At 70.0% G+C, this 21,407-nt stretch carries 21 protein-coding genes and 1 pseudogene; 14 read left to right on the top strand and 8 right to left on the bottom strand.

Annotation, left to right across the window (positions count from 1 at the left end; translation table 11 throughout):
• Positions 1–198 precede the first annotated feature (198 nt).
• Positions 199–828: a hypothetical protein gene (locus Aut01nite_RS26290; protein WP_043527179.1), complete on the top strand. Its 630-nt coding sequence runs from the start codon at positions 199–201 to the stop codon at positions 826–828.
• A gap of 12 nt (positions 829–840) precedes the next feature.
• On the opposite strand, the gene Aut01nite_RS26295 is transcribed toward Aut01nite_RS26290, so the two are convergent.
• The 4 genes from Aut01nite_RS26295 to Aut01nite_RS26310 form a co-directional block, all read right to left on the bottom strand.
• On the bottom strand, positions 841–1,050 hold the full coding sequence (locus Aut01nite_RS26295) for a hypothetical protein (RefSeq protein ID WP_236642812.1): 210 nt from the start codon (positions 1,048–1,050) through the stop codon (positions 841–843).
• 22 nt (positions 1,051–1,072) lie between these two features.
• Positions 1,073–1,411: a hypothetical protein gene (locus Aut01nite_RS26300; protein ID WP_043527316.1), complete on the bottom strand. Its 339-nt coding sequence runs from the start codon at positions 1,409–1,411 to the stop codon at positions 1,073–1,075.
• Between the two features lie 213 nt (positions 1,412–1,624).
• Positions 1,625–2,281 carry a nucleotidyl transferase AbiEii/AbiGii toxin family protein gene (locus Aut01nite_RS26305; protein WP_043527181.1) on the bottom strand — a complete coding sequence of 219 codons (657 nt, stop codon included), beginning with the start codon at positions 2,279–2,281 and terminating at the stop codon, positions 1,625–1,627.
• Positions 2,278–2,613, bottom strand: a complete 336-nt coding sequence (locus Aut01nite_RS26310) for a hypothetical protein (protein ID WP_043527182.1) — start codon at positions 2,611–2,613, stop codon at positions 2,278–2,280. Before Aut01nite_RS26310 ends, Aut01nite_RS26305 begins: the two co-directional genes overlap by 4 nt.
• A 228-nt stretch (positions 2,614–2,841) precedes the next feature.
• Between Aut01nite_RS26310 and Aut01nite_RS26315 the strand changes: the two genes are divergently transcribed.
• The 3 genes from Aut01nite_RS26315 to Aut01nite_RS26325 all read left to right on the top strand — a co-directional run bounded on the left by Aut01nite_RS26315 (position 2,842) and on the right by Aut01nite_RS26325 (position 5,991).
• Positions 2,842–3,180, top strand: a complete 339-nt coding sequence (locus Aut01nite_RS26315) for a DUF6193 family natural product biosynthesis protein (protein WP_052163970.1) — start codon at positions 2,842–2,844, stop codon at positions 3,178–3,180.
• Between the two features lie 109 nt (positions 3,181–3,289).
• Complete coding sequence (locus Aut01nite_RS26320; protein WP_043527184.1) at positions 3,290–4,501, top strand: pectate lyase; 1,212 nt, start codon at positions 3,290–3,292, stop codon at positions 4,499–4,501.
• A 143-nt stretch (positions 4,502–4,644) separates the two neighbouring features.
• Positions 4,645–5,991: an outer membrane protein assembly factor BamB family protein gene (locus tag Aut01nite_RS26325; RefSeq protein WP_043527186.1), complete on the top strand. Its 1,347-nt coding sequence runs from the start codon at positions 4,645–4,647 to the stop codon at positions 5,989–5,991.
• Positions 5,992–6,089: 98 nt separating this feature from the next.
• On the opposite strand, the pseudogene Aut01nite_RS44885 reads toward Aut01nite_RS26325, so the two are convergent.
• Both Aut01nite_RS44885 and Aut01nite_RS26335 read right to left on the bottom strand, forming a co-directional pair.
• Positions 6,090–6,190, bottom strand: a pseudogene (locus tag Aut01nite_RS44885) (IS21-like element ISAau2 family helper ATPase IstB); the annotation flags it as partial.
• Positions 6,189–6,998, bottom strand: coding sequence for an alpha/beta fold hydrolase (locus Aut01nite_RS26335; protein WP_043527188.1), 810 nt, complete (start codon positions 6,996–6,998; stop codon positions 6,189–6,191). The pseudogene Aut01nite_RS44885 and the gene Aut01nite_RS26335, both read right to left, overlap by 2 nt.
• Before the next feature lie 58 nt (positions 6,999–7,056).
• Between Aut01nite_RS26335 and Aut01nite_RS26340 the strand changes: the two genes are divergently transcribed.
• Positions 7,057–7,485 carry a MerR family transcriptional regulator gene (locus Aut01nite_RS26340; RefSeq protein ID WP_043527189.1) on the top strand — a complete coding sequence of 143 codons (429 nt, stop codon included), beginning with the start codon at positions 7,057–7,059 and terminating at the stop codon, positions 7,483–7,485.
• A 229-nt stretch (positions 7,486–7,714) separates the two neighbouring features.
• Here Aut01nite_RS26340 and Aut01nite_RS26345 read toward each other — a convergent pair whose 3' ends face one another.
• Positions 7,715–8,767: an N-acetylglucosamine kinase gene (locus Aut01nite_RS26345; protein ID WP_043527191.1), complete on the bottom strand. Its 1,053-nt coding sequence runs from the start codon at positions 8,765–8,767 to the stop codon at positions 7,715–7,717.
• A gap of 97 nt (positions 8,768–8,864) precedes the next feature.
• Here Aut01nite_RS26345 and Aut01nite_RS26350 point away from each other — a divergent pair, with 97 nt between their 5' ends.
• The 6 genes from Aut01nite_RS26350 to Aut01nite_RS26375 are packed head-to-tail and all read left to right on the top strand — an operon-like array spanning position 8,865 to position 14,974.
• The gene (locus Aut01nite_RS26350) at positions 8,865–9,782 is read left to right on the top strand and encodes a MurR/RpiR family transcriptional regulator (RefSeq protein WP_043527192.1); all 918 of its coding nucleotides are present in this window, start codon (positions 8,865–8,867) and stop codon (positions 9,780–9,782) included.
• A complete protein-coding gene (locus Aut01nite_RS26355) occupies positions 9,779–10,522 on the top strand; it encodes a sugar isomerase domain-containing protein (RefSeq protein ID WP_043527194.1) in 744 nt (247 codons plus the stop codon). Before Aut01nite_RS26350 ends, Aut01nite_RS26355 begins: the two co-directional genes overlap by 4 nt.
• A gap of 15 nt (positions 10,523–10,537) precedes the next feature.
• The gene (gene ngcE, locus Aut01nite_RS26360; protein ID WP_043527196.1) at positions 10,538–11,956 is read left to right on the top strand and encodes an N-acetylglucosamine/diacetylchitobiose ABC transporter substrate-binding protein; all 1,419 of its coding nucleotides are present in this window, start codon (positions 10,538–10,540) and stop codon (positions 11,954–11,956) included.
• The gene (locus Aut01nite_RS26365) at positions 11,956–12,849 is read left to right on the top strand and encodes a carbohydrate ABC transporter permease (protein ID WP_043527198.1); all 894 of its coding nucleotides are present in this window, start codon (positions 11,956–11,958) and stop codon (positions 12,847–12,849) included. Before ngcE ends, Aut01nite_RS26365 begins: the two co-directional genes overlap by 1 nt.
• 55 nt (positions 12,850–12,904) lie before the next feature.
• Positions 12,905–13,780: a carbohydrate ABC transporter permease gene (locus tag Aut01nite_RS26370; protein ID WP_083999282.1), complete on the top strand. Its 876-nt coding sequence runs from the start codon at positions 12,905–12,907 to the stop codon at positions 13,778–13,780.
• A gap of 21 nt (positions 13,781–13,801) precedes the next feature.
• A complete protein-coding gene (locus tag Aut01nite_RS26375) occupies positions 13,802–14,974 on the top strand; it encodes a glycosyl hydrolase (RefSeq protein ID WP_043527200.1) in 1,173 nt (390 codons plus the stop codon).
• A gap of 64 nt (positions 14,975–15,038) precedes the next feature.
• On the opposite strand, the gene Aut01nite_RS26380 is transcribed toward Aut01nite_RS26375, so the two are convergent.
• Positions 15,039–15,266, bottom strand: a complete 228-nt coding sequence (locus Aut01nite_RS26380; RefSeq protein ID WP_052163971.1) for a helix-turn-helix domain-containing protein — start codon at positions 15,264–15,266, stop codon at positions 15,039–15,041.
• Between the two features lie 443 nt (positions 15,267–15,709).
• On the opposite strand from Aut01nite_RS26380, the gene Aut01nite_RS26385 reads away from it, so the two are divergent.
• From Aut01nite_RS26385 to Aut01nite_RS26395, 3 genes are all read left to right on the top strand, one after another.
• Entirely contained in the window at positions 15,710–16,552 is an 843-nt protein-coding gene (locus Aut01nite_RS26385; RefSeq protein WP_052163972.1) for a hypothetical protein, read from the top strand.
• Between the two features lie 62 nt (positions 16,553–16,614).
• Positions 16,615–18,051, top strand: coding sequence for a glycoside hydrolase family 43 protein (locus tag Aut01nite_RS26390; RefSeq protein ID WP_043527203.1), 1,437 nt, complete (start codon positions 16,615–16,617; stop codon positions 18,049–18,051).
• Positions 18,052–18,071: 20 nt separating this feature from the next.
• Positions 18,072–21,314 (top strand): discoidin domain-containing protein, encoded by a 3,243-nt coding sequence (locus Aut01nite_RS26395; protein ID WP_236642814.1) that lies wholly within the window; start codon positions 18,072–18,074, stop codon positions 21,312–21,314.
• The last annotated feature ends 93 nt before the right edge of the window (positions 21,315–21,407 follow it).

A 21,407-nucleotide genomic window follows, 5' to 3' on the forward strand; every position in this document is an offset into this window, starting at 1 on the left:
CGGCAGTGTCTGGACATGCCGGTGAGGGACTGCCGACCGAGCGTTCGGTGGACGGGCGAAAGCACGCAGCTCGGTCGATCCACTGCCTATCTATATCCCAGCTAGGAGATCCGTTCGGGTGTGCAAGGAGATCGGCTGCCATCCGTTCTGACTGGTGTGGCCGCGTGCCACCAGGGGTGTAATGGCAAGGAAGGAGGGGTGGCATTGGAGATGATCGAGCGGCTGGTTTCCCGGACGGATGCCGCCTATCAGCGGTGGTCGGCGGTAGTCGACGACGATGTCGATGCCACCGCCGACGGTGGACTACTCGTGTTCTGCCGGGAATCCCTGCTGGAACGCAACACGACCTACGAAGTCGGCGAGTGGCTCCCGGGTCATCTCATGATCGCCCAAGAAGGCGATCGGGGATATCTTCTCAGGTGCGACGGCGACGGCGGCCCGGTGTTCTCGGTCGACTTGGGTGGTCTCGGCTCTGCTGACCCTGAGATCGTCGCTCCCGCGTTCGAGGCGTGGCAGCGTTCCGGTTTCGCCCTGCCGCCCGATCCAGAGCCGGACTTGCCGACAATCGCCGACGTCTACATAGACGAGATTCCGGTCGATGGAGTTGCGCTGCTGATGCGCGCCCGGAAGATGCTGGGTGCGGATTGGCGGGTCGTGGATCTGAAGAGCATGCTCACTACCCAGCCGTTCCTGGCAGCGACATCAGGTCGTCTGTGCAAGCTTCAGCATGCCCTGGAATCCGTTCCTGAGCTCCGGCAGCACTTGTTCTACGCCGCTGATGACGGCCTGCAGCCGGTATGGGCGACCGAGAGCCCGGAAACCCGATGAGGTGACCCCGCCTCAGTATCGATGGTCGTCGCCCCTTGACACCCCGGCGGAAGATCCGTTTCCGGGTTCTATGAGAGATCGTCGGTCGTAGTGGTTGGTCATGGCGCCGGCTTGATGCCGACGTCGGAAGATGGACCAGGCAATGACGTCGGCGACGCGTCGGACGGGTTCGATGACGAGGGCGTGAAACAGCCGGCGCAGTTCGTCGGCGGTCAGCTTCACCGGTGGATCGTGCTTCTTGCGGTCATCGCCTCGGCGGGATGTCGAGCAGGTCGGGGGAGGGGAACTCGGGCGGGTCGGTGTCCTCGACGCTGTCCCACTCGATGCCGCCGAGCACTTCGCCCCGCCGCTGGTCCTTCACGGAGTAGAGGAACAGGCCGGCAGGGGTGCCGCGGACGACGGCGTCGGCACGGACCGTCATGCCCAGACCGTAGCCGGGCTCGAAGTCGATGGACGGGCAGCCGCACCCGCACGTGCCGACCACCCGCACACCAGCGGCCTGCGACCGGAGAGTGCCGTCGGTGGAGTCGAGCAGTGCGTCCAGCACGGCGCGTTCCCGCGGTGTCAGCGGCCTCGGATCCATGCCGATCATCGTATCGGCGGCCGTCGCTCACGCAGCCCGCAGATCGCCACATCGGCGGGCGTGGACCGGGCCCGCCAGGACCGTACTCCTCGCTGGTTGGCGTGGCGTTCTCATGTCGATTCGAGCATGGGTGGCCGTACCGAAGGAAGGGTTGAGAGGTTGGTGATCGGAAACGGACTCGGGTTGTCCGGGATGCCGAGGGGGCGGTCTGCCTCAGCGCGGCCAGTCCTGGAATCGGGTCCGCAAGCGGGCCACCTGCGCGGGGTCGAGACCGTAGGCCGTGAACGCGCGGTCCGGGGTCTCGTCGAGGCGCCTGCCCGCGGCGGCGACGTCCTCGTCGAAGAGGCCCGGGTCGACCGTGCGGGCCAGGTCCAGCAGGGTGCCGGGGGAGCGGCCGGGCAGGAACGCGGCCACGTCGACGAAATCGCGGATCTCGGCCCGGTTCACCAGGGCGGCGACCTTCCAGGCGATCAGGTCGTCGAGGGCCATCACCCGGCCGATGTCGAGCAGCACCGGCTCCCGGGTGCGGGACAGGTGGCCGAGACTGAGCCGGACCGCGCCGGCGTCCGGCTGCGGCCGGTACGCGACCAGCTCCGACATCACATAGTCCAGCCCGTCGACGATCTCGGAGCTCGCCTCCACCTGCTCCACGCTGATGCCCGCGTCACGCAGCGCCGCCACCACCGCGGCCGTCGCCGCGACCACACTGCAGTCCTCGTCGCCGAACACGTCGACGTCCTCGGTCGGGCGGGACACGATCCCGTGCAGGATGAGCGCGAGACCGCCGCCGAGCGCGAACCCGAACCGGTCGGCGACCGACAGCGCGATCCGCGCGACCTGCAGGTGGAACGCGTCGATCGGGCCGGTCAAGCGGCGAGCCCGGGATGCACGGCCTCCCACGCCTGCCGGACACCGCGCGGAAGGTACAGCTCGGGCCACAGGTCGGCCAGGAGACCGCCGTTCAGCCAGGTCCGCAGCTCGCCGGACTGGATCGCCTCGCGGAGGACGATCTCATACATCCGCTTGCGGTCGTACGGATCGTCGAGGTCGAACCGGCCCGCCGGAGACGGCGCCCACACCAGGCGGTGCGGCAGATCCACCACCCCGGTCACCGGGCCGCGCAGGGTGCGCAGGTCGGTGGCCACGAGCGCACGCCGGCCCGGCCGGCTCCGCCGGTCCGCCGTCAATGCCCCGGTACTCATGCCGCCCAGCGTACGCGGTCGCCACGTCCCGCGAACAGCCACAACGCGTCCACCTGGGGAAGCCCGCCGCCGCGGTGCCCGACGCCGACCGGCCGGGCAGCCCCAGGCTCGCCGCCGCGCTGGCCTGGCATCGGCTGACCTGGCAGCCCTCGGCTCGCCGCCGTAGCCTTCGTCCCATCGATCATTCGCCGCGCTGATCAATCGGCGACACGAGGTGGAGGAGGGAGCATGGCCTCTCGACCGGACCGGGTCGAGGCTGCGTGGGCGACCTACCGCCAGACCGCGGCGCCGCATGTCGACCGTGATCTCATCGAGGCTGCCTACGCCGATCCGCGGCTACGGGCGTTGTTCCCCTTCCACAGCCACCACTCGCTGACCTTCAGTCGTCGCGTCACCTTCCCGTACACCCACGATGCTCCGGTGATCACTCCGGTGGGCGGGAGATACCGGGTGACCTGGTGGGCGACCCGTTCGCCGCACGGACCGGCGGACATCGGCGAGGTCGACGACCCGCGCGAGGCGGTCGCTCTGGTCGTCGCGCACCTCCCACCCCGCGCCGGGCCGTAATTCGCGCGACTTCTTGTCTTGACATCGATCAGGGCCTATCGTCCGCAGGAAAGCGCTTTCCCCCCGCTTGAAGGCGCGACCGAAATCCCCGGATGAAGGCGAGACAGGAATGAGACGACCAGTCGCCCTACGGTGGCTCGCCGGCGGCGCCACCGCGATCGCCGGCGCCGCGATCATGATCGCTCTGCCGACGGCGCAGGCCATGGCCGCGGACAACTTGAGCCTCAGCGCCGGCGCGGACGGTTCCAGCAAGGCCAGTGGCACCAGTTACGGCAACGTCAAGGACGGCAACACCGGCACCTACTGGGCGCCGAACGGCAGCACCGGGCACGTCTCGGTCAAATGGGGCAGCGCGACGACGGTGTCCTCGGCCGTCATCAAGCAGGCCTCCGGCGGTGGCTCGATCAACTCGTGGCGGCTGCTCAACGCCGACTCCGGCGGCGTCCTGGCCACCGGCAGCGGCAGCCCGAGCACGATCTCCTTCGCCTCGACCGCCCTGAAGAAGGTCACCTTCGAGATCACCGGCGCGTCCGGCGCGCCGCGGATCGCCGAGTTCGAGACGTACGGCTCCGGCGGCACCACCCCGACCACCAGCCCCACCGCGAGCCCCACGTCCAACCCCAGCCCGACCGGCGGCACCGGCGCCCCGACCGGCGCGTGGCCGTCCTCGGCCGGCAACGTGTCGATCTCCGGCACGGTCAACGTCTCCGGCACCTTCGACGGTGGCATGAAGACGTACTGCTGCATCGGCGACGGCTCGCAGAGCGAGTCCCAGGACCCGATGTTCAAGATCGCCAACGGCGGCACCCTGCAGAACGTCATCATCGGCTCGCCCGCCGGTGACGGCGTGCACTGCGAGGGCACCTGCACCATCCGCAACGTGTGGTGGAACGACATCGGCGAGGACGCCGCGACCTTCAAGGGCACCGGCGGCGGCACCAGCTACGTCATCGGTGGCGGTGCGCGGAACGGCAGCGACAAGACGTTCCAGCACAACGGCAACGGCACGGTGAGCATCTCCGGCTTCTACCTCAGCGGCTCCGGCAAGCTCTACCGCGGCTGTGGCAACTGCACCACGTCGCACCAGCGCCACGTGAAGATCGACAACGTGCTGCTGAACGACATCGACATGGTCGCCGGCATCAACAGCAACTGGGGCGACACCGCCACCATCACCCGCGTCACCCTGTCCAACGCCTCCAGCGCCACGGTCTGCGGCAAGTACCAGGGCGTCGCCAAGGGCAGCGAGCCCAAGTACCTGGGCGAAGGCTGGAACGACGCCAACTGCAAGGTCAACAAGAGCGACATCACCTACAAGTAGTCCGTCCCCGGCGGGCGCTCACCGAGTGGTGGGCGCCCGCCGGTCCGTGTCATGCCGTCCGCCCGCCCGCGGCGGATGAGCCGTCATCGACGGCGCGCGATATCGTGGCTGCTTTCGCGTCGGCGTGGACGGGGGGACCGGGCGTGGCGGTGAATCGGGCCGGGCGGGCAGTCCTGCTGGCGCTCCTCTGCAGCGTCCTGGCCACGGTCGCCGCTGTCGCGGTGATCGCCGGCATCCGGGACGAGCCGGGGCCGGTGCCGAACGGCCCGGACGGTGACGGCGGCACCGTCGCCTGGAGTGTGGAGACCGCCACCGGCTCCTGGGACGCGCATGTCGTCGGGGACACGGCAGTGGTCCTCGACGGCAAGCGGCTGCTCGGCCTGAACGCCGCCGACGGAAACCTGCGGTGGAGCCTGCCCTTCGCGGGGGAGGGCACGACGTTCACCGTGGCCGGTGGCATGGTGGCCGTGCAGCGGGGCACGGACGGCCCGGTCGACGTGGTCGCGCCGGACGCCGGGCGGATCGTCTGGTCCACGCCGGGAGCGGTGCGCATGGTCGCCCGTGACGATGCGCTCTATCTGGATTCGTGCCCGGATCGGGACGAGCCGGCCGATGACTGCGCCATCGTGAAACGGCGGATCGCCGACGGCGCCACTGCCTGGTCGGTGCCGGACCCGCCGTTCCTCCTTCAGGAGGACGTGATCGGCGGCCGGCCCCCGCTGGCGCCGCCCGCCGCCGCATACCTGCCGGTCACCACCTCGTCGCCGGGGAAGAACGCGCAGGGCGCGCTGCTGGACGCGGCCTCCGGGCGGTTGCTGCCGGGACGGGTCGGCCCGCGGGGCTGGTACGTGCTGGCGGCCGGGGACCTCCTCGTCACCACCGACCACGATCCGCCGCGCGGTGCCCGGGACTGCCCGGTGGCGGTCGACGCGGTCGACGGCCGCAGCGGGCGACCGGCCTGGAAGGGTGTCGTGTACAGCGGCCGCCGCGCCGGCGACGAGTGCCGCAGGCGGCTCAGCGACTCGCTCGGCGGCACCGTCATGTTCGGCTCCGGCGGCGCGATCGCCGCGGTGGACCGCAACGACCGGACCACACTGACCGATCTGCGCACCGGAAAGGTCCGCTGGACCGCGGAGAAGCCGGGTGTGCCCATCGCCTGCGACGAGCGGACCCTGCTGGTTCGTGACAACGGCGAGTCCGGCCCGGTGTCGCTGCTCGGCCTCGACGACGGCCGGCCGCTCTGGACCGTGCCGGACCCCGGCCTGGCGAGCTCGTCGGCCAGCTGGGAGTCGGCTGTCGCGGGCGACCTGGTCGCGGTGATGAGTGCGACCGGCGACCGGCCGTACGTGCAGGTTCACGATGCGCGGACCGGCCGGCAGCTGGCCCGCCGTGGTGGCTGGCTGACCGGCATCGGGGACGGTTGGGTCATGGTGTCGACGAGTGCCGGCGCGACCGGCGCCCATCTCAAGCTGTACCTGCTGCGGTTCTGATCGGGGTTTCGCCTTGATCCCCGCGGCCACCTACGCTCCCGCGGGGATCAAGGCCTGCAGCCCGAGTAGAGCCCACCCAGGACGCCCACCGCAAAGCCACTCTTGCGGGCCGGGAACCGGGCGGCGCGGATGCGGCCTTCTCCGCCGTGACTCGCGGGCGGGAGACCTCGGGTTGCGGGCAGGCGGCCAGGAGTTCCTCAGAAGCGTGCTGATGACACCGAGGTGTCGGCGAGAAAGCGTCTGTGCAGGGTCAGCCACTCGTCGGGCCGTTCGACGAATGGGAGGTGGCCGGTCGCGATCGCGGCGGTCCGGGCGCCCGGGACGGCAGTGGCGAGGTGCCGTTGCAGTTCCGGCGTGACCAGGCTGTCATATGTCGTCGAGATCACCAGGGTGGGCACATTCATGTGCTTCAGATCGTCCTGTACATCGATGCGATCGAGTAGGTCGAGGTGCTCCGGTGTTCCGGGCGGGACGGTCGCGGCCACGGCAGCCAGGGACGTGTCGAGGTCGCGTTGCGACAGCGCGCCGAGCGCGCCTTCGCTGAGGCCGACCAGCGACAGGTATTCAGCGAGCCGGTCGAGGTCGCCGGCGACCAGCAACTCACGCCAGATTCGCACGGCGAGCCGGAACCGCGGGTTCGGCCGGATGAACCCGGCGGTGAGCACGAGTGCCGTGACCCGTTCCGGATGCCGGGTGGCGGCCCGCACGGCGAGCGCGGCGCCCATCGAATACCCGGCGATGGCGAAGTGTTCCACGCCCTCCTCGACGGCAGTGGCAACGAGTTCGTCGGCCAGCCCGTCGAGGGTGAGCGGTCTGCCGGATCTAGGCGTCTTGCCCGTTCCCGGCAGGTCGGGGCCGACGACGGTGCGGTGCTCGGCTAGAGCGTCCAGGATGGGGCCGAAGTTCGGCTCGATGCCGCCGCCGGCGCCGTGCGCGAGGAGCAGGCCGGGGCCGGTACCGCGAACGATCCGGGCGAGAGACGAGGCTGGGAGAACTGGTGCAGGCATGCAGCGACGGTAAACTCTGACACCGATGGCAGAGTCAAAACGACGAGGTGCGGATCACATGCGCATGGGCGAAATGGTGCGGCGGACCGGTGTCAGTGAACGGCTGTTGCGCTACTACGAATCGCAAGGGCTCCTGCATCCGATGCGGACGCCGAGCGGTTATCGCATCTACGCCGAGGCCGATGTCAGAACCGTTGGCCGTATCCGCCGTCTGCTTGCAGCCGGGCTCGGCACCGCGACGATCGCACGGATCCTGCCATGCATCCGCGAGGACGGCCATCGCCTCATGCCAACCTGCCCACAGTTGGTGAGCGAGCTCCAACAAGAACGTGACCGGATGACCGCCGCGATCGAGGATCTGCGGATATCGCGGGGGATCCTCGACACGGTGATCAGCGCAGGCCCATCTGGACCCGCCCGCAGCGCTGATGCCTCCTCGCTCGTACCTAGTGGCAGCGAGTCGGGCCGCCGGCCGGAGGTCGCATAGAGACCTGCCGATCGTCCTGAAGCCGACCGAACTGCCTCAAGCGTTGCTCGCGCCCATGCTTCAGGGCGATGCGCTCGGTTCCTTTCCTGTTCCCACCGGGCATGCAGGTCAGCGCACTTCATAGTCGCCCCGCACCGGCTCGATGCCCGAACTCACCGCAGTCCGCCTTGACCAGGCAGCGGACCGGCCCACGGCGACACGGGGCTGGAGCCCGAGGCCGAACGACGAGCTAAGTGGAGAGCAGCCGCCGGTGCAGTTCGGCGGCATCGGCGGGGGAGAGGAGACGGGCCGCCAGCCAGGCCGCGGCTGTAGCCGGGTCACCGCTGGTCAGCAGGGGTATGCCGCGCCGCCGGAGTGCCGTGGACAGTCCGGCACGCAGGGGGGTCGCGGCGGTGAGCAGGCTGCCGGCCAGCACCACCGGGCCGTCCGTGAGCACCTCGTCCAGGGTCGCGGCCAGGCGGCGGACGGCCTCGGTGGTGATCGCGACCGCGTGCGGATCGCCGGCTTCGGCCAAGGCACACACCACCGGGGCGAGCGCGGCGATCCGGGTGTGCGGCACGGTCTGCGCCCAGGCGATCAGCCGGTCGCGACCGTCGACTCCGGTCCACGCGATGGGCTGAGCGGAGGGGCCGGCGGAGGGCGGAGAGTCGGCCGAGAGCGGAGAGTCGGTCGAGGGCAGAGAGTCGGTCGAGGGCGGGGAGCCGGTCGAGGGTGGGGAAGGGCCGGGCGGCAGGGCGGCGGCGGTGTGGCCGGCGATGACGTCGGCGAACGGGGAGTGCCAGGAGCGGATGGCACAGCGCAGAGCCTGCAGGCCCAGCCAGTGGCCGGAGCCCTCGTCGCCGAGGAGCCAGCCGAGGCCGTCCGCCGTACGTACCACCTGATGGTCTTGGATCTGGGCGGCGACGGCGCCGGTGCCCGCGATGAGGACCGTGCCGGACGCCTCGCTCGCGCCGGCCGCGAAAGCGGTCACCGCGTCGCCGACGACGGTGAACGGGCAGGTCAGGCCGGTCGACTCCCAGGCTCGGGTGAGGGCGGCGAGGTTTGCCGGTTCGGTGCCCGCGCCCAGTCCGGCGAGGCCCAGCGTGCCGCCGGCGACCGTGGCGGGGTCGAGGCCGGACAGTGCCTGCCGGACGGCACCGGCGATGGCGAGCGCGGCGGCCGGGCCGGCGGTGAACAGGTTGCCGGGGCCGTCGCGGCCGCGGCCGAGCACCGTGCCGGACAGGGTCGCCGCCACCGCACGGGAGGTGGTCCCGCCGGCGTCGACACCTACCACGAGCCTCATGGCGGAGATCGAAACACAGAAATTCATTGTTGACTAGCCGCGCCCACGGTCGTAATTTTCATCGCAACGAGCAATCGATGAAAAGGATGTCCATGCGATGACGGGTGAGAGCGGCGGGCTGCTGGGGCGGCTGCGTATCGAGGGGCCGGGGATGCCGGAGGCGCTGAGCCGCATCGCCGAGGCGATCCTCGCCGACCCGGAGACCGCGGCGCACGCCAGCATCGTGGACCTCGCCGAGCGGTCCGGCACGTCCACGGCGACGGTCACCCGGTTCAGCCGCACGCTCGGTTTCAAGGGGTACGCGAGCCTGCGCGTCGCCGTCGCCACCGAGACCGGCCGGGCCGAGCAGGCCCGGTGGGAGACCGACATCAGCGGCGACATCAGCCCGGACGACCCGCTCGACCAGGTCCTCGGCGTGGTCGCGGCGGCCGACACCCGGGCCATCCAGGGCACCGCGTCGCTGCTGAGGGTGGAGGACGTCGAGCGGGTCGCCGCGGCCATCGCCGGCGCGCAGCGGGTCGAGCTGTTCGGCTTCGGCAGCAGCGGCACCGCGGCCCGTGAGATGGCGTTCCGCCTGGAACGGATCCGGGTGCCGGTGTGGCACCGCCAGGACAGCCACACCGCCCTGACCAACGCCGCGCTGCTGCGACCCGGCGACGTAGCGATCGGCCTGTCGCACTCCGGCCGCACCCGCGAGGTGATCGAGACCCTGGCCGAGGCCGCCGACCACGGCGCGCTGACCGTGGCGGTGACCAGCTTCAACCGGTCGCCGCTGGCGGAGGTCGCCGACGTCGTGTTCACCACCAGCGTCCTGGAGACGACGTTCCGGCTGGCGGCGCTGTCGGCTCTGCATTCGCAGCTGCTCGTCCTCGACCTGATCTATGTCGCGGTGGCGCAGCGCACCTACGAGCGGACCGCGGAGGCCCTGGAGCTGACGGTCCGCGCCGTGGACGCGCACCGCCTGCCGGAGAAGCTGCCGACCCGTAAACGGCGGGTGGAGAAAGGACCGACGTGAGTGCGGATTTCCTGTCCAGGATCGAAGAAGTGCTGGCCCGGGTGGGCCGGGGGCAGCAGGAGGCGAAATCCCGGGCGGCCGCCCTGCTGGCCGGCTCGATAACGAACGGTGGCGTGATCCAGGCGTTCGGCTGCGGCCACTCCGAGGCCCTGGCCATGGAGATCGCCGGCCGGGCCGGCGGCCTGGTCCCCACCAACCGGATCGCGCTGCGCGACATCGTCCTCTACGGCGGCGAGCCCCTCGAAGCGCTCGCCGACCCGGGCGTGGAACGCGACCCCGGCATCGCCCACAAGCTCTACCAACTCGCCCCGGTCAAACCGGACGACGCGTTCGTCATCGCCTCCAACTCCGGCATCAACGGCGCCGTCGTCGAGATGGCACTGCTGGTCAAGGAACGCGGCCACCCGCTCGTCGCGATCATCTCGGCGCAGCACTCGGCCGGCGTGGCGTCGCGGCACCCGAGCGGCCGCAGACTCGGCGACATCGCCGACGTCACCCTCGACAACGGCGCGCCCTACGGCGACGCGGCACTGCCGCTGCCGGGCGGCGGCGCGGTCGGGGCCGTCTCCTCGATCACCGCGGCGCTGCTGGCCCAGCAGATCGTCATCGAGGTGGTCGAACGCCTGCTCACGGCGGGGATCACCCCGCCCGTCTACCTGTCGGACAACGTGCCCGGCGGCAAGGAACACAACGCAGAACTCGAGGCGCGGTACGCCGGGCGCATCCGGCGTACCGCATAGAGAAACGAGTCCGTCATGAACCCTGCATCCCTGCCCGAACCGTACCCCAGCCGCAGATCCCTGCTCCGCACGGCCGGGCTCGCCACGGTGGCCGCGCCCCTGCTCGGCGCCTGCGTCACCGCCGCGGGCGACGACAAGCCCGCCACCACCGGCGGCGCCAAGAGCGCGGAGAACCCCCTGGGCGTCAAGCCGGACGCGCCGCTCGAGGTGGTCGTCTTCAAAGGGGGGTACGGCGACGAGTACGCGATCAAGGCCGAACAGAAGTACGCCGAGAAGTACCCGGACGCCGAGGTCGAGCACCAGGGCCTGCAGAAGGTCGGCGAGGCCGTGCAGCCCCGCTTCGTCGCGAACACCCCGCCCGACGTGGTCGACAACACCGGCGCCGGCCGTCTCGACATCGCCACCCTGGTCAGCGCCAAGCAGGTCACCGACCTGGCGGAACTGCTCGACGCCCCGGCCTTCGACCAGCCGGGCCGGAAGGTCCGGGACACGTTGCTGCCCGGCGTGGTCGAGGACGGCACGTTCGACGGGTCCACGGTGACGTTGAACTTCACGTACACGGTCTGGGGTCTCTGGTACTCGAAGGCGCTGTTCGCCGAACGCGGCTGGACCTATCCGAAGACCTGGGCCGAGATGCTCACCCTCTGCGAGACGATCAAGAAGGCCGGTATCGCACCCTGGACCTACCAGGGAAAATATCCCGAGTACCTCAATGACCCGCTGCTCACGATGGCCGCCAAGACCGGTGGTCTGGACCTGGTCAAGGCGGTCGACAACCTCGAACCGGCGGCGTGGCGGCAGCCCGGGCTCACCCAGGCCGCCGAGGCGTTCGCCGAGCTCGCCGGCAAGGGCTACCTGATGTCCGGCTCGGAGGCGCTGTCGCACACCGAGGCGCAGGCCGCCTGGTGCCAGCGGAAGGCCGCGTTCATCCCGTGCGGCTCCTGGCTGGAGGCCGAGCAGAAGGACGTCACCCCGGCCGGCTTCGACATGGTGATGGGCACCGTTCCGGCCGCGTCCACCGGCGACCGGATGCCGGGCGCCGCGGTGCAGGCGGCCGGCAGCGAGTCCTACCTGGTCCCGGCGAAGGCCGCCAACGTCGCCGGGGGCTTGGAATACCTGCGGATCCTCTTCGCCAAGGAGTCGGCGACGGCGTTCGCTCAGGCCAACAACACCCTGCCCGCGGTGGCCGGCGCCACCGACGGACTGACCCTGAGCAGCGGTCTGGGATCGGTCCGCGACGCGGTCACGGCCGCCGCCGGCGACGCTTTCAACTTCCGCTTCCGTACGTGGTACGCGCCCCTGGCCAAAGCGGTCGACGACGCCACCGGCGAACTCGTCAACCGCCGGATCAGCGTCGCCGACTGGTCGGCCCGCATCCAGAAGGCGTCCGACGCGCTGGCCAAGGACGGCACCGTCACGAAGTACACACGCTGATGCGACACGGCCGGTGGCGGTTCCTGCTCGCCGCACTGGCGCCGGCGCTGGTGCTGCACGCCGTGTTCGTGCTCTCCCCGTACGCCCAGGCCTTCTATCTGTCGTTGACCGACTGGACCGGGGTGGCCGGCCAGGCGCGTTTCGTCGGCCTGGACAACTTCGCCCGGCTCGGCGCCGACTCGCTCTTCCTGGACGCGCTGCGCAACAACGCGGTGATGCTGGTGGTGGTGCCGGCGGCGACCGTCGTGCTGGCCCTGTTCCTGGCGAGCATGTTGCACGGGCGCCGCCCGGTGCGTGGCGCGTCGGCGTACCAGATCGTCTATTTCTTCCCGCAGATGCTCTCCCTGGTGATCATCGCGGTGTTGTGGGGGTTCGTCTACAACCCCAACACCGGGCTGCTCAACTCGGGACTGCGGGCCATCGGCCTGGACGGGCTGACCCGCAGCTGGCTCGCCGAGCCGTCCCTCGCCCTGATCGCGGTGATGGCGGTGGTGGTCTGGTCGTCGGTCGGGTTCTACGTGGTGCTGTTCAGCGCGGCGATCGACAGCATCCCGAAGGAGATGTTCGAGGCGGCGGTGCTGGACGGGGCCGGGCGGTGGGCCACGCTGCGCCGGATCACCCTGCCGCTGGTCGCCGAGAGCGTGCAGGTGGCGTTCGTGTACCTGGGCATCGTCGCCCTCGACGGGTTCGTGCTGGTCCAGGTCATGACGGTCGGGCCCGGCGGGCCGGACGGGGCGACCGAGGTGGTGGGGCTGTCGCTGTACCGGACGGCGTTCACGTACGGCAAGTTCGGTTACGCCACGGCGATGGGGGTGGCGCTGTTCTTCGCCGCGCTCACCCTGGCGGTGTTCGCGCTCCGCTGGGGCCGCCGTTCGACTGTGGAGACGGCATGACCGACTGCACCGCAGCGAAGCAAGGGCCGGGAGGGCATGCCCGAGGAGGCACGGCATGACGGCCTTGATGCAACGGCCGGTCCGCCGGCCGGAGACCGCCGCGGCGCCGCGGGAACGGTGGAATCCGCTGCCGCACCTGGCGATGCTGGCCTGGGCCGTGGTGACCGCGCTGCCGCTGCTCTGGGCGGTGACGAGCTCCCTCAAGACCGACCAGGAGATCCTCAACGAGCCGTGGTCGCCACCGGCGCGGCCGCACTGGGAGAACTGGTCGCGGGCATGGACCGCGGCGAGCATCGGCCGGTACTTCTTCAACAGCCTGATCGTGGTGGGCGGGGCGCTGGCACTGACCATGCTGCTCGGCTCGATGGTCGCGTACGCCCTGGCCCGCTATCAGTTCCGGGGCAACCGGCTGCTCTACTACACGTTCGTCGCGGCGATGTTCTTTCCGGTGTTCCTGGCGCTCGTGCCACTGTTCTTCGTGGTGCAGCAACTGGGGCTGCTCGGCACCTATCCCGGACTGATCCTGGTCTACACGGCGTACGCCGTACCGTTCACGGTCTTCTTCCTGCACGCCTTCTTCCGCACCCTGCCCGGTGAGGTCGCCGAGGCGGCGGTGCTCGACGGGTGCTCGCACGCCGCGGTGTTCTTCCGCGTCATGCTCCCGCTGGCCCGGCCCGGCCTGGTCGCGGTCGGCATCTTCAATTTCCTCGGGCTCTGGAACCAGTACCTGCTGCCGCTGGTTCTCAATCCCGACCCGGACCGGTACGTCCTGGCGCAGGGTCTGGCCGCCCTGTCGGTCAGCCAGGGCTACCGCAGCGACTGGAGCGGCCTGTTCGCCGGTCTGACCATCGCCATGCTGCCGGTGCTGGTCGCCTACGTCGCGTTCCAGAGACACATCCGCGCCGGTCTGACCGCCGGCGCGGTCCGGTAGAAACCCCACCTAGGAGTTCCCATGACCATGGGTAGACGGCTCTTCGCCGGCCTGCTGGTGTCTGCATTGTCCGCATTCGGGGTCGTCGCTGCCAACGCCGGCAGCGCCGCCGCCGCCGACTGCGGCTACCTGTTCGACGACTTCCACTACACCTCCGCCACCGACCCCGCCCTGACCGCCAACGGCTGGACACCCCGCAGCTACCAGGGCGGGCCCGGGGTGCCCGGCGCCACCTGGTCGCCGTCCGCGATCACCTTCCCCGCCGGCGACGGGCAGCAGGTGATGCAACTGACCGCGTCCACCGACGGCACCGCCGCCGGGACCAGGCACGCCGAGTTGTACTCCACCCGGAAGCGCTACCTGGAAGGCACCTACGCCAGCCGGGTCCGGTTCACCGACACACCGGTCAGCGGCGCCGACGGCGACCACATCAACCAGACGTTCTTCACGATCAGCCCGCTCAACGGCGACATGGACCCCACCTACAGCGAGCTCGACATCTCCGAGTACCTGCCGAACGGCGGGTGGGGCGAGACCGGGCCGATCAACTATCAGACGACCTGGTACACCTACCGGGCCGACCCCTGGTACGCCGACAACCTGCACTCGGAGCAGCGTTCCAGCCTGGACGGGTGGCACGATCTGGTGGCGCAGGTCGCCGACGGGCGCGTCGTCTACTGGATCGACGGAGTCCGGGTCGGTGACCACGGCGGCAAGTACTTCCCGCGCCAGACGATGACGATCAACTGGAACCTGTGGTTCATCGACACGGCCGCCCACACCGGGGGGCTGTCCACCTACATCGAACAGGTCGACTGGGTGCTGTTCGCCAAGAACCAGGTGCTGTCGCCGGCACAGGTCAGCGCACAGACGGCGGCGTACCGGACGGCGGGCACCCGGTTCGCCGACACGGTCGCCTCCTCCGGGCCGTGCGTCGACCCGTCGCCGTCCTCGCCGACGCCGTCGGTCTCGGTGCCGACGCCGCCGCCCGCCGGGGACTGCTCCAGCGCTCCGGCCTGGCAGCACGGAACCGTCTACACCGGCGGCAGTACGGTGAAACACGAGAAGAGCCGGCACGGCGACCCGTCCGGTCCGAAGTCGGGCGAGGGCGTGCACCTGTGGCGGGCCCGCTACTGGACCCAGGGCTCCGAGCCCGGCTGGACCGAACAGTGGCAGGACCTGGGCCGCTGCTGACCCGACACCGGCCCGGCGCGCGCGGTGGCGTGCGCCGGGCTTGTTCGGTGGGGGGAAGGCTGGGTCACTGCAGGACGCCCGCGCGGAAGGCCTTGGCCACCGCGTGGGCGCGGTCGTTGGCGTCGAGTTTGCGGAAGACCTTGGCCAGGTGGCTGTGGATGGTCGCGGCGCTCAGGTACAGGTGGGCGCCGATCTGCTTGTTGGTCTTGCCTTCGGCTACCAGGGTGAGGATCTGTAGTTCTCGGTCACTGAGGGAGACGACCCGGTGGGTGAGATCCATGAATTCATTCATGATTTTCACTGTCGCGGTGCTCCGGGGGTGTGGTGACCCTCCCGGCCGGGCGGTGAGTCGCAAGGTCGCCAGTGTCGAATCCCGGACCATGGGGAGCGGGTCGCCGGCGCACGATCGACCAGTTTCGATCAGCTGAATGCGATCGGGTGGGCCCGGCGGGCCGGACCAAAACGAGAGGTGAGCCGCCTTTCGGTCCGGCCGTTCATGGTTGCGGGGACGCGACCAGCATCGGGATGGGCTGAAGAACATCTATTCGTAACACCGTTCACATCTTGCCGAAAACGTTTTCGTAAGGGAATCTGGCAGCCGGGAGCGGATTCGCCGGACGGGAGCCCTGGGGCGGGGTGGTTCGGCGAGCGGGGTGCCCCGATGATCACCGATGCCGTCGCGCGGGGGATGGGATCGCCGTAACGCATTGATCCTCATCTATCTCTGGAGGTTCTGTGAGACCCCGACGACCGGTCCGGGCCCTGTGCTCGGCCCTCCTCGCCATCCTGACCGTGCTCGCCCTGACCCCGGCGCGGGCACACGCCGCCCCGGCGACGTGGAGCCCTCCGGCGAACCTGATCACCCCGCTCGACCAGGTGTGGCAGCACCAGGAGCAGACCTACAACAACGGCGATCTGTACGGGTTCCGCAACTACGGCTGGGACCAGGTGATGGCCAACCGCGGCTACGTCAACTACTGCGTGCGCTGGGACTCCTCGGCGACCGTGACCGCCGCCCAGCGCGACGCGATCCACGCCGCCCTGGCCCGCCAGCACAAGAAGTGGACGGACGAGTTGACCGGGCACAACGCCTGGCCGTACGCCCAGGTGCCGGTGAGGGTGGTCGGCTGGGCCGTACGGAATCGGTCGCAGTTGCAGTGGACCGACACGTCCGTGGACATCTACGTCAACGACATCCGGGAGAACGCGCCGCAGTGCGGCGTCCCGTGCGGCCGGTTCTTCAACCAGAACGGCCGGTACCCGAACTGTCCCGGTGGGGTGGCCCGGCACTATGACCAGTCGCTGTGGCTGACCGACGGGTTCGGCGGCGGCGCGGGCGGCGACTGGGGCCAGCGGGTCGGCAAGGAGTACTTCCTGAACAACATCAACGCCGCCGACATGCACATCCTGCTGCACGAGATCGGTCATACCTGGGGCCTGGACGACTTCTACGACTGGACCCCGAGCGGTGTCGGCGGCTTCCTGATGAAGGCCGGCAGCGCCGCGCGGATCACCGAGTTCGACGCGTGGATGTTCCGCGACTGGTGGCGGCACCTGAAGAGCCGCTACGGCTACTGATCCCCAGGTTCTCGTGCCCGGCCGGAGACGGCCGGGCACCGGTGGAACGACGAAGGAGTCGCATGTCGAGGAGGAGATGGCCGGCCGCGCTGTGCGTGCTGGTCACGGCGGTCGCCGCGGTCGCGGCGGCCGGGACGCCGGCACAGGCCGCCAACCCGATCATCACCAGCATCTACACCGCCGACCCGGCGCCGCTGGTCGTCGGGGACACCATGTACATCTACGCCGGCCGGGACGAGGCTCCCGCCGGGGGTGCCGACTTCGCCATGCGGGAATGGCACGTGCTGTCGTCGACCGACGCGGCCACCTGGACCGACCAGGGCGCGAAGGCGAACATCGGCACCTTCCGGTGGGCCGGCGCGGACGCCTGGGCCGGCGAGGTGGAGCCGCGCAACGGCAGGTACTACTGGTACACCTCGGTCAACGGCAACGGCGCCGGGTGGATGGACATCGGCGTCGCGGTCGGCGACAGCCCGCTCGGGCCGTTCACCGACGCCAAGGGCGGGCCGCTGATCAGCGACAGCACCCCGAACTCGTCCGGGCTCGACATCGACCCGACCGTCTTCGTCGACGACGACGGGCAGGCCTACCTGTACTGGGGCGGCTACTGGGGGCCGCGTGCCGTGCGCCTGGCCGCCAACATGATCGACACGGTCGGGCCGGTCGTCACCCCGCAGGGCCTCACCGACTATTGGGAGGCGCCGTGGATGTTCAAACGCAACGGCCTCTACTACATGATGTACGCCGCCAACGACACCGACGGCTGTGTGAGCGACTCCAACTACGCCTGCCAGCGGTACGCGACAGCGACGAACCCGATGGGCCCGTGGACGCACCGGGGCGTCGTGCTCGGGCAGGTGTCGTCGACCACCAACCACGCCGGGATCGTGGAGTTCAACGGCCAGTGGTACATCGTCTACCACAACGCGAACGCGCCCGGCGGCGGGAATTTCCGCAGGTCGGTGGCGGTGGACCGGCTGTACTTCAACGCTGACGGCACGATCCGCCCGGTGGTGCAGACGACCACCGGGCCGCCGCCGAACCCGGGCGGCGGTGGTGGCGGCGGGACGAACCTGGCGCCGTCGGCGTCCGCGTCCACCTCGTACGTGTCGTCCTGGGAGAGTCTGTCGGCGATCAACAACGGGGGCGCGCCGGCCGACTCGCGGGACCGGTCGAACCTGGCCTACGGCAACTGGCCGCAGCAGGGCGTGCAGTGGATCGAGTACCAGTGGCCCACCGCGAAGTCGATCAACAAGAGCTCGGTGTACTGGTTCGACGACGACCAGGGCATCGACCTGCCGGCGTCGTGTCAGCTGCAGTACTGGAACGGCAGTCGATACGTGCCCGTTCCCGTCCCGTCGGACTGCGGCGTGGCCGGCGACACCGCGAACGTCACCACGTTCACCAGCGCGATCACCACGACCCGGCTCCGGATGCAGATCACGTCCCGTAGCGGGTTCTCGACGGGAGTTCTCGAGTGGAAGGCGTTCGCGGCATGAGGCGGCTCCGGGCGTACCCCATGGCCCTGCTCTTGGTTCTGGCCTCGCTGGTGGTGGCGCAGCAGCCGGCGCGGGCCGCGCAGCCGATCGGGTATCCCACCTTCGGCAACACCGGGTCGATCCCGGCGCCGCCGGTCGGGTACTCGACGGGGGACACCATGCGGGCGATCTACGATGCGGAGGCCGGGGGCACCGACTTCTGGATGGACCGGCTGCTGGCCCGTACCGGCAACGATCCGGCCGGACCCTGGCTGATGACCCGCGGCCGCGCCGCCTTCATGTACACGCACAATCCCGCGGTGATCGGTTTCGGTGGCAACGCCGCCTACTGGGACAACATCTCCAGCCAGAACGCGTACGCCATCACCGCCTCGTCCGGGACGTTCACCGAGCAGCCCGCACAGCGCCGGCAGACCCCGAGCCACTGGCGCAGCGTGCACACCGGCGGGTCGGTGCGGCTCGACGTCACCAAGTTCATCACGCACAACAACGTGCTGGTCACCAACGTCGCGGTGGTCAACACCGGCAGCGCGGCGACGACGCTGACGCTGACCGCGACCTCGCCGTACACGAACACCGTCAGCGGCACCGAGCTCACCGGCACCCGGGCCGTGAAGAACAACCTGACGACGCTGTACCCGCGGTTGTCCGGGGACGGTTTCACCGCCGCGAACGGGGCGCTGAGCCGATCGGTCTCGGTCGCGGCCGGGCAGACGGTGACGGTCAAGGTGCAGCTCGGGTTCGTCGCCACCGAGATCCCGGCGTCACGGACCGAGTACGACGCGTACCGCGCCCGGACCGCCGCCGACGCGTTCGCCACCCACGTCCGCGACTACAACCGCTGGTGGGCCGAGAACGTCCCGTACATCGACGTGCCGGACCCTGCGATCAAGAAGAACGTCTACTACCGCTGGTGGCTGATGCGGTTCAACCACCTGGACGCCGACATCCCGGGCCAGGACTTCCAGTTCCCGCAGTCGATCGAGGGCGTCACCGGGTACAACAACGCGATCGCGCTGACCCAGCCGATGCACATCGACGACCTCAAGTATCTGCGGAGCGCGGAATACTCGTTCGGTCCGTACCTGGCCGTCGGGCAGTACTCGGGCAACGGCAGGTTCAAGGACAACCCGGGAGACCCGGAGAACTGGTCGAACTCGTACACCCAGTACATCGCCGAGGCGGCGTGGCGGGCCTACCAGATCCACGGCGGGCAGCCGGCCATGCTGACGAACTTCGCCCGGTACGCCGAAGGCGACGTGAAGGGGCAACTGGCGACGTACGACACCAACGGCAACGGCGTGATCGAGTACGACTGGGGCGCGATGACCGGCAACGACGCCGACGCCGTGTCGTTCCACTGGCGCGCCGGGAACCTCGACCGGGCCGAGACCGCGTACGTGTGGTCGGCCGCGATCGCCGCCCAGCAGGCGTACACCCTGCTCGGGAACACCGCCAAGGCGGCCGAGATGCGGACGCTCGCCGACCGGATCCGCAACGGCGTGGTCGGCACCCTGTGGAACCCGGCGCGGCAGCTCCTCGAGCACAAGCACGTGGCGACGAACACGCACGTGCCGTGGAAGGAGATCAACAACTACTATCCGTACGCGGTGGGGCTGATGCCGAACACCGAGCAGTACCGGCAGGCGCTGCGCCTGTTCGGCGACGCCGCCCAGTACCCGATCTTCCCGTTCTACACCGCCAACCAGGTGGACAAGGCGGCCGCGGCGGCCGCCGGGAACCCGGGCAGCAACAACTTCTCCACGATCAACTCGACGGTGCAGTTCCGGCTCTACTCGTCGGTGCTGCGCAACTACCCGAACACGTGGATGAACAACGAGGACTACAAGAAGCTGCTGTACTGGAACGCCTGGGCGCAATACGTCAACGGTGACACGGCGTGGCCGGACGCCAACGAGTTCTGGGCCGACTGGAATGGCAGCGCCATCACCTACCGGTCGTGGATCCACCACAACATCCTCGGCAGCAGCAACTGGACGATCATCGAGGACGTGGCGGGGCTGCGGCCGCGTACCGACACTCAGATCGAACTGTCCCCGATCAACATCGGCTGGAGTCACTTCGCCGTCAACAACCTGCGCTACCGCAACGCCGACCTGTCGGTGGTGTGGGACGATCCGGCGGACGGAGTGACCAGATACGCCGGTGTCCCGCAGGGTTACTCGATCTTCCTCGACGGGACCCGGGTGGCGACCGTCGATCAGCTCGTGCCGTTCACCTACAACCCGGCGACCGGGGCCGTCACCACCACCGGAACGGTCGCGGCGAGCACCGCGTTCCCGTCGCTGCAGGCCCCGCAGAACGTCGTGCAGTCCAGCGCCCGGATGGTCGACATCGCGGCCAAGGCGGGCGTGGACCTCACCTCGACCGCGCCGAACCTGGTCGCCGGCGGCAGCGTGTCGGCGTCGTACACCACCGCCGGCACCTCGGCGGCGGGCGCGGCGGACGGGCTGCCGACCGACGCGCCGCTGTGGGGCAGCTACGGCAGCCCCAACGCGACCGACTGGTACGAGGTGAACTTCGGGACGGCCCGGACGGTCGACGAGGCGCGGCTGTACTTCCGTGACGACCGGGCCGGCAACCGGTACCGGCCGCCGTCGGCGTACACCGTCCAGTACTGGAACGGCTCCGCCTGGGTCGCGGCCGCCGCCCAGGTCAAGACGCCCGGCACGCCGCGGGCCAACTACAACAAGGTCAGGTTCACCCCGGTCGGCACGGCCCGGCTGCGGATCGTGTTCACCCATCCGTCCGGCAGCGCGAAGACCGGCCTGACCGAGCTCAAGCTGTACAGCCGCGGCGGCGGCGTCGACCCCGGACCGGTGAACCTGGCCGGAACGGCCACGCCGAGCGCCTCCTCCACCTCGTCGTGGGAGAGCGTCGCGGCGATCAACGACGGCATCGACCCGCCGTCGTCCAACGACACCGTCAACCGGCGCTGGGGCACCTGGCCGAACCAGGGCCAGCAGTGGGCCGAACTGACCTGGCCGGCCGCGCAGACCCTGACGTCGGCCCAGGTGTACTTCTTCGACGACGGCCAGGGCATCGACCTGCCCGCCTCGTGGAAGCTGCAGTACTGGACCGGCAGCGCGTACGCCGACGTGCCCGCGGCCGGCGGTTATCCGATCGCGGCCGACCGCTACAACCAGGTCACCTTCGCCCCGGTCGCCACGACCCGCCTGCGGGTCGCGCTGACCAGCGGAACCGCCTCGGTCGGACTGCTGGAGGTGAAGGCCTTCGGCTGACCGGGCGCCGCCCGGCCCGCACCCCGAACCGCCGGAGGTGGGGCCGGGCGCGCCCGCGCTGCGCCCGGGGAGATCGCCGTCACCGTCCGGACC

Origin of the sequence: Actinoplanes utahensis, assembly GCF_016862455.1 — a bacterium.
Classification (GTDB): Bacteria; Actinomycetota; Actinomycetes; order Mycobacteriales; family Micromonosporaceae; genus Actinoplanes; species Actinoplanes utahensis.

Excerpts from the sequence above, each read along its gene's own strand:
- Aut01nite_RS26335 (WP_043527188.1), bottom strand. The coding sequence starts at position 6,998 with ATGCCTGCACCAGTTCTCCCAGCCTCGTCTCTCGCCCGGATCGTTCGC.
- ngcE (WP_043527196.1), top strand. The coding sequence starts at position 10,538 with ATGAACCCTGCATCCCTGCCCGAACCGTACCCCAGCCGCAGATCCCTG.
- Aut01nite_RS26310 (WP_043527182.1), bottom strand. The coding sequence starts at position 2,613 with ATGAGTACCGGGGCATTGACGGCGGACCGGCGGAGCCGGCCGGGCCGG.
- Aut01nite_RS26395 (WP_236642814.1), top strand. The coding sequence starts at position 18,072 with ATGGCCCTGCTCTTGGTTCTGGCCTCGCTGGTGGTGGCGCAGCAGCCG.
- Aut01nite_RS26340 (WP_043527189.1), top strand. The coding sequence starts at position 7,057 with ATGCGCATGGGCGAAATGGTGCGGCGGACCGGTGTCAGTGAACGGCTG.
- Aut01nite_RS26375 (WP_043527200.1), top strand. The coding sequence starts at position 13,802 with ATGACCATGGGTAGACGGCTCTTCGCCGGCCTGCTGGTGTCTGCATTG.
- Aut01nite_RS26320 (WP_043527184.1), top strand. The coding sequence starts at position 3,290 with ATGAGACGACCAGTCGCCCTACGGTGGCTCGCCGGCGGCGCCACCGCG.
- Aut01nite_RS26350 (WP_043527192.1), top strand. The coding sequence starts at position 8,865 with ATGACGGGTGAGAGCGGCGGGCTGCTGGGGCGGCTGCGTATCGAGGGG.
- Aut01nite_RS26315 (WP_052163970.1), top strand. The coding sequence starts at position 2,842 with ATGGCCTCTCGACCGGACCGGGTCGAGGCTGCGTGGGCGACCTACCGC.
- Aut01nite_RS26370 (WP_083999282.1), top strand. The coding sequence starts at position 12,905 with ATGACGGCCTTGATGCAACGGCCGGTCCGCCGGCCGGAGACCGCCGCG.
- Aut01nite_RS26345 (WP_043527191.1), bottom strand. The coding sequence starts at position 8,767 with ATGAGGCTCGTGGTAGGTGTCGACGCCGGCGGGACCACCTCCCGTGCG.
- Aut01nite_RS26390 (WP_043527203.1), top strand. The coding sequence starts at position 16,615 with ATGTCGAGGAGGAGATGGCCGGCCGCGCTGTGCGTGCTGGTCACGGCG.
- Aut01nite_RS26300 (WP_043527316.1), bottom strand. The coding sequence starts at position 1,411 with ATGGATCCGAGGCCGCTGACACCGCGGGAACGCGCCGTGCTGGACGCA.
- Aut01nite_RS26365 (WP_043527198.1), top strand. The coding sequence starts at position 11,956 with ATGCGACACGGCCGGTGGCGGTTCCTGCTCGCCGCACTGGCGCCGGCG.
- Aut01nite_RS26380 (WP_052163971.1), bottom strand. The coding sequence starts at position 15,266 with ATGAATGAATTCATGGATCTCACCCACCGGGTCGTCTCCCTCAGTGAC.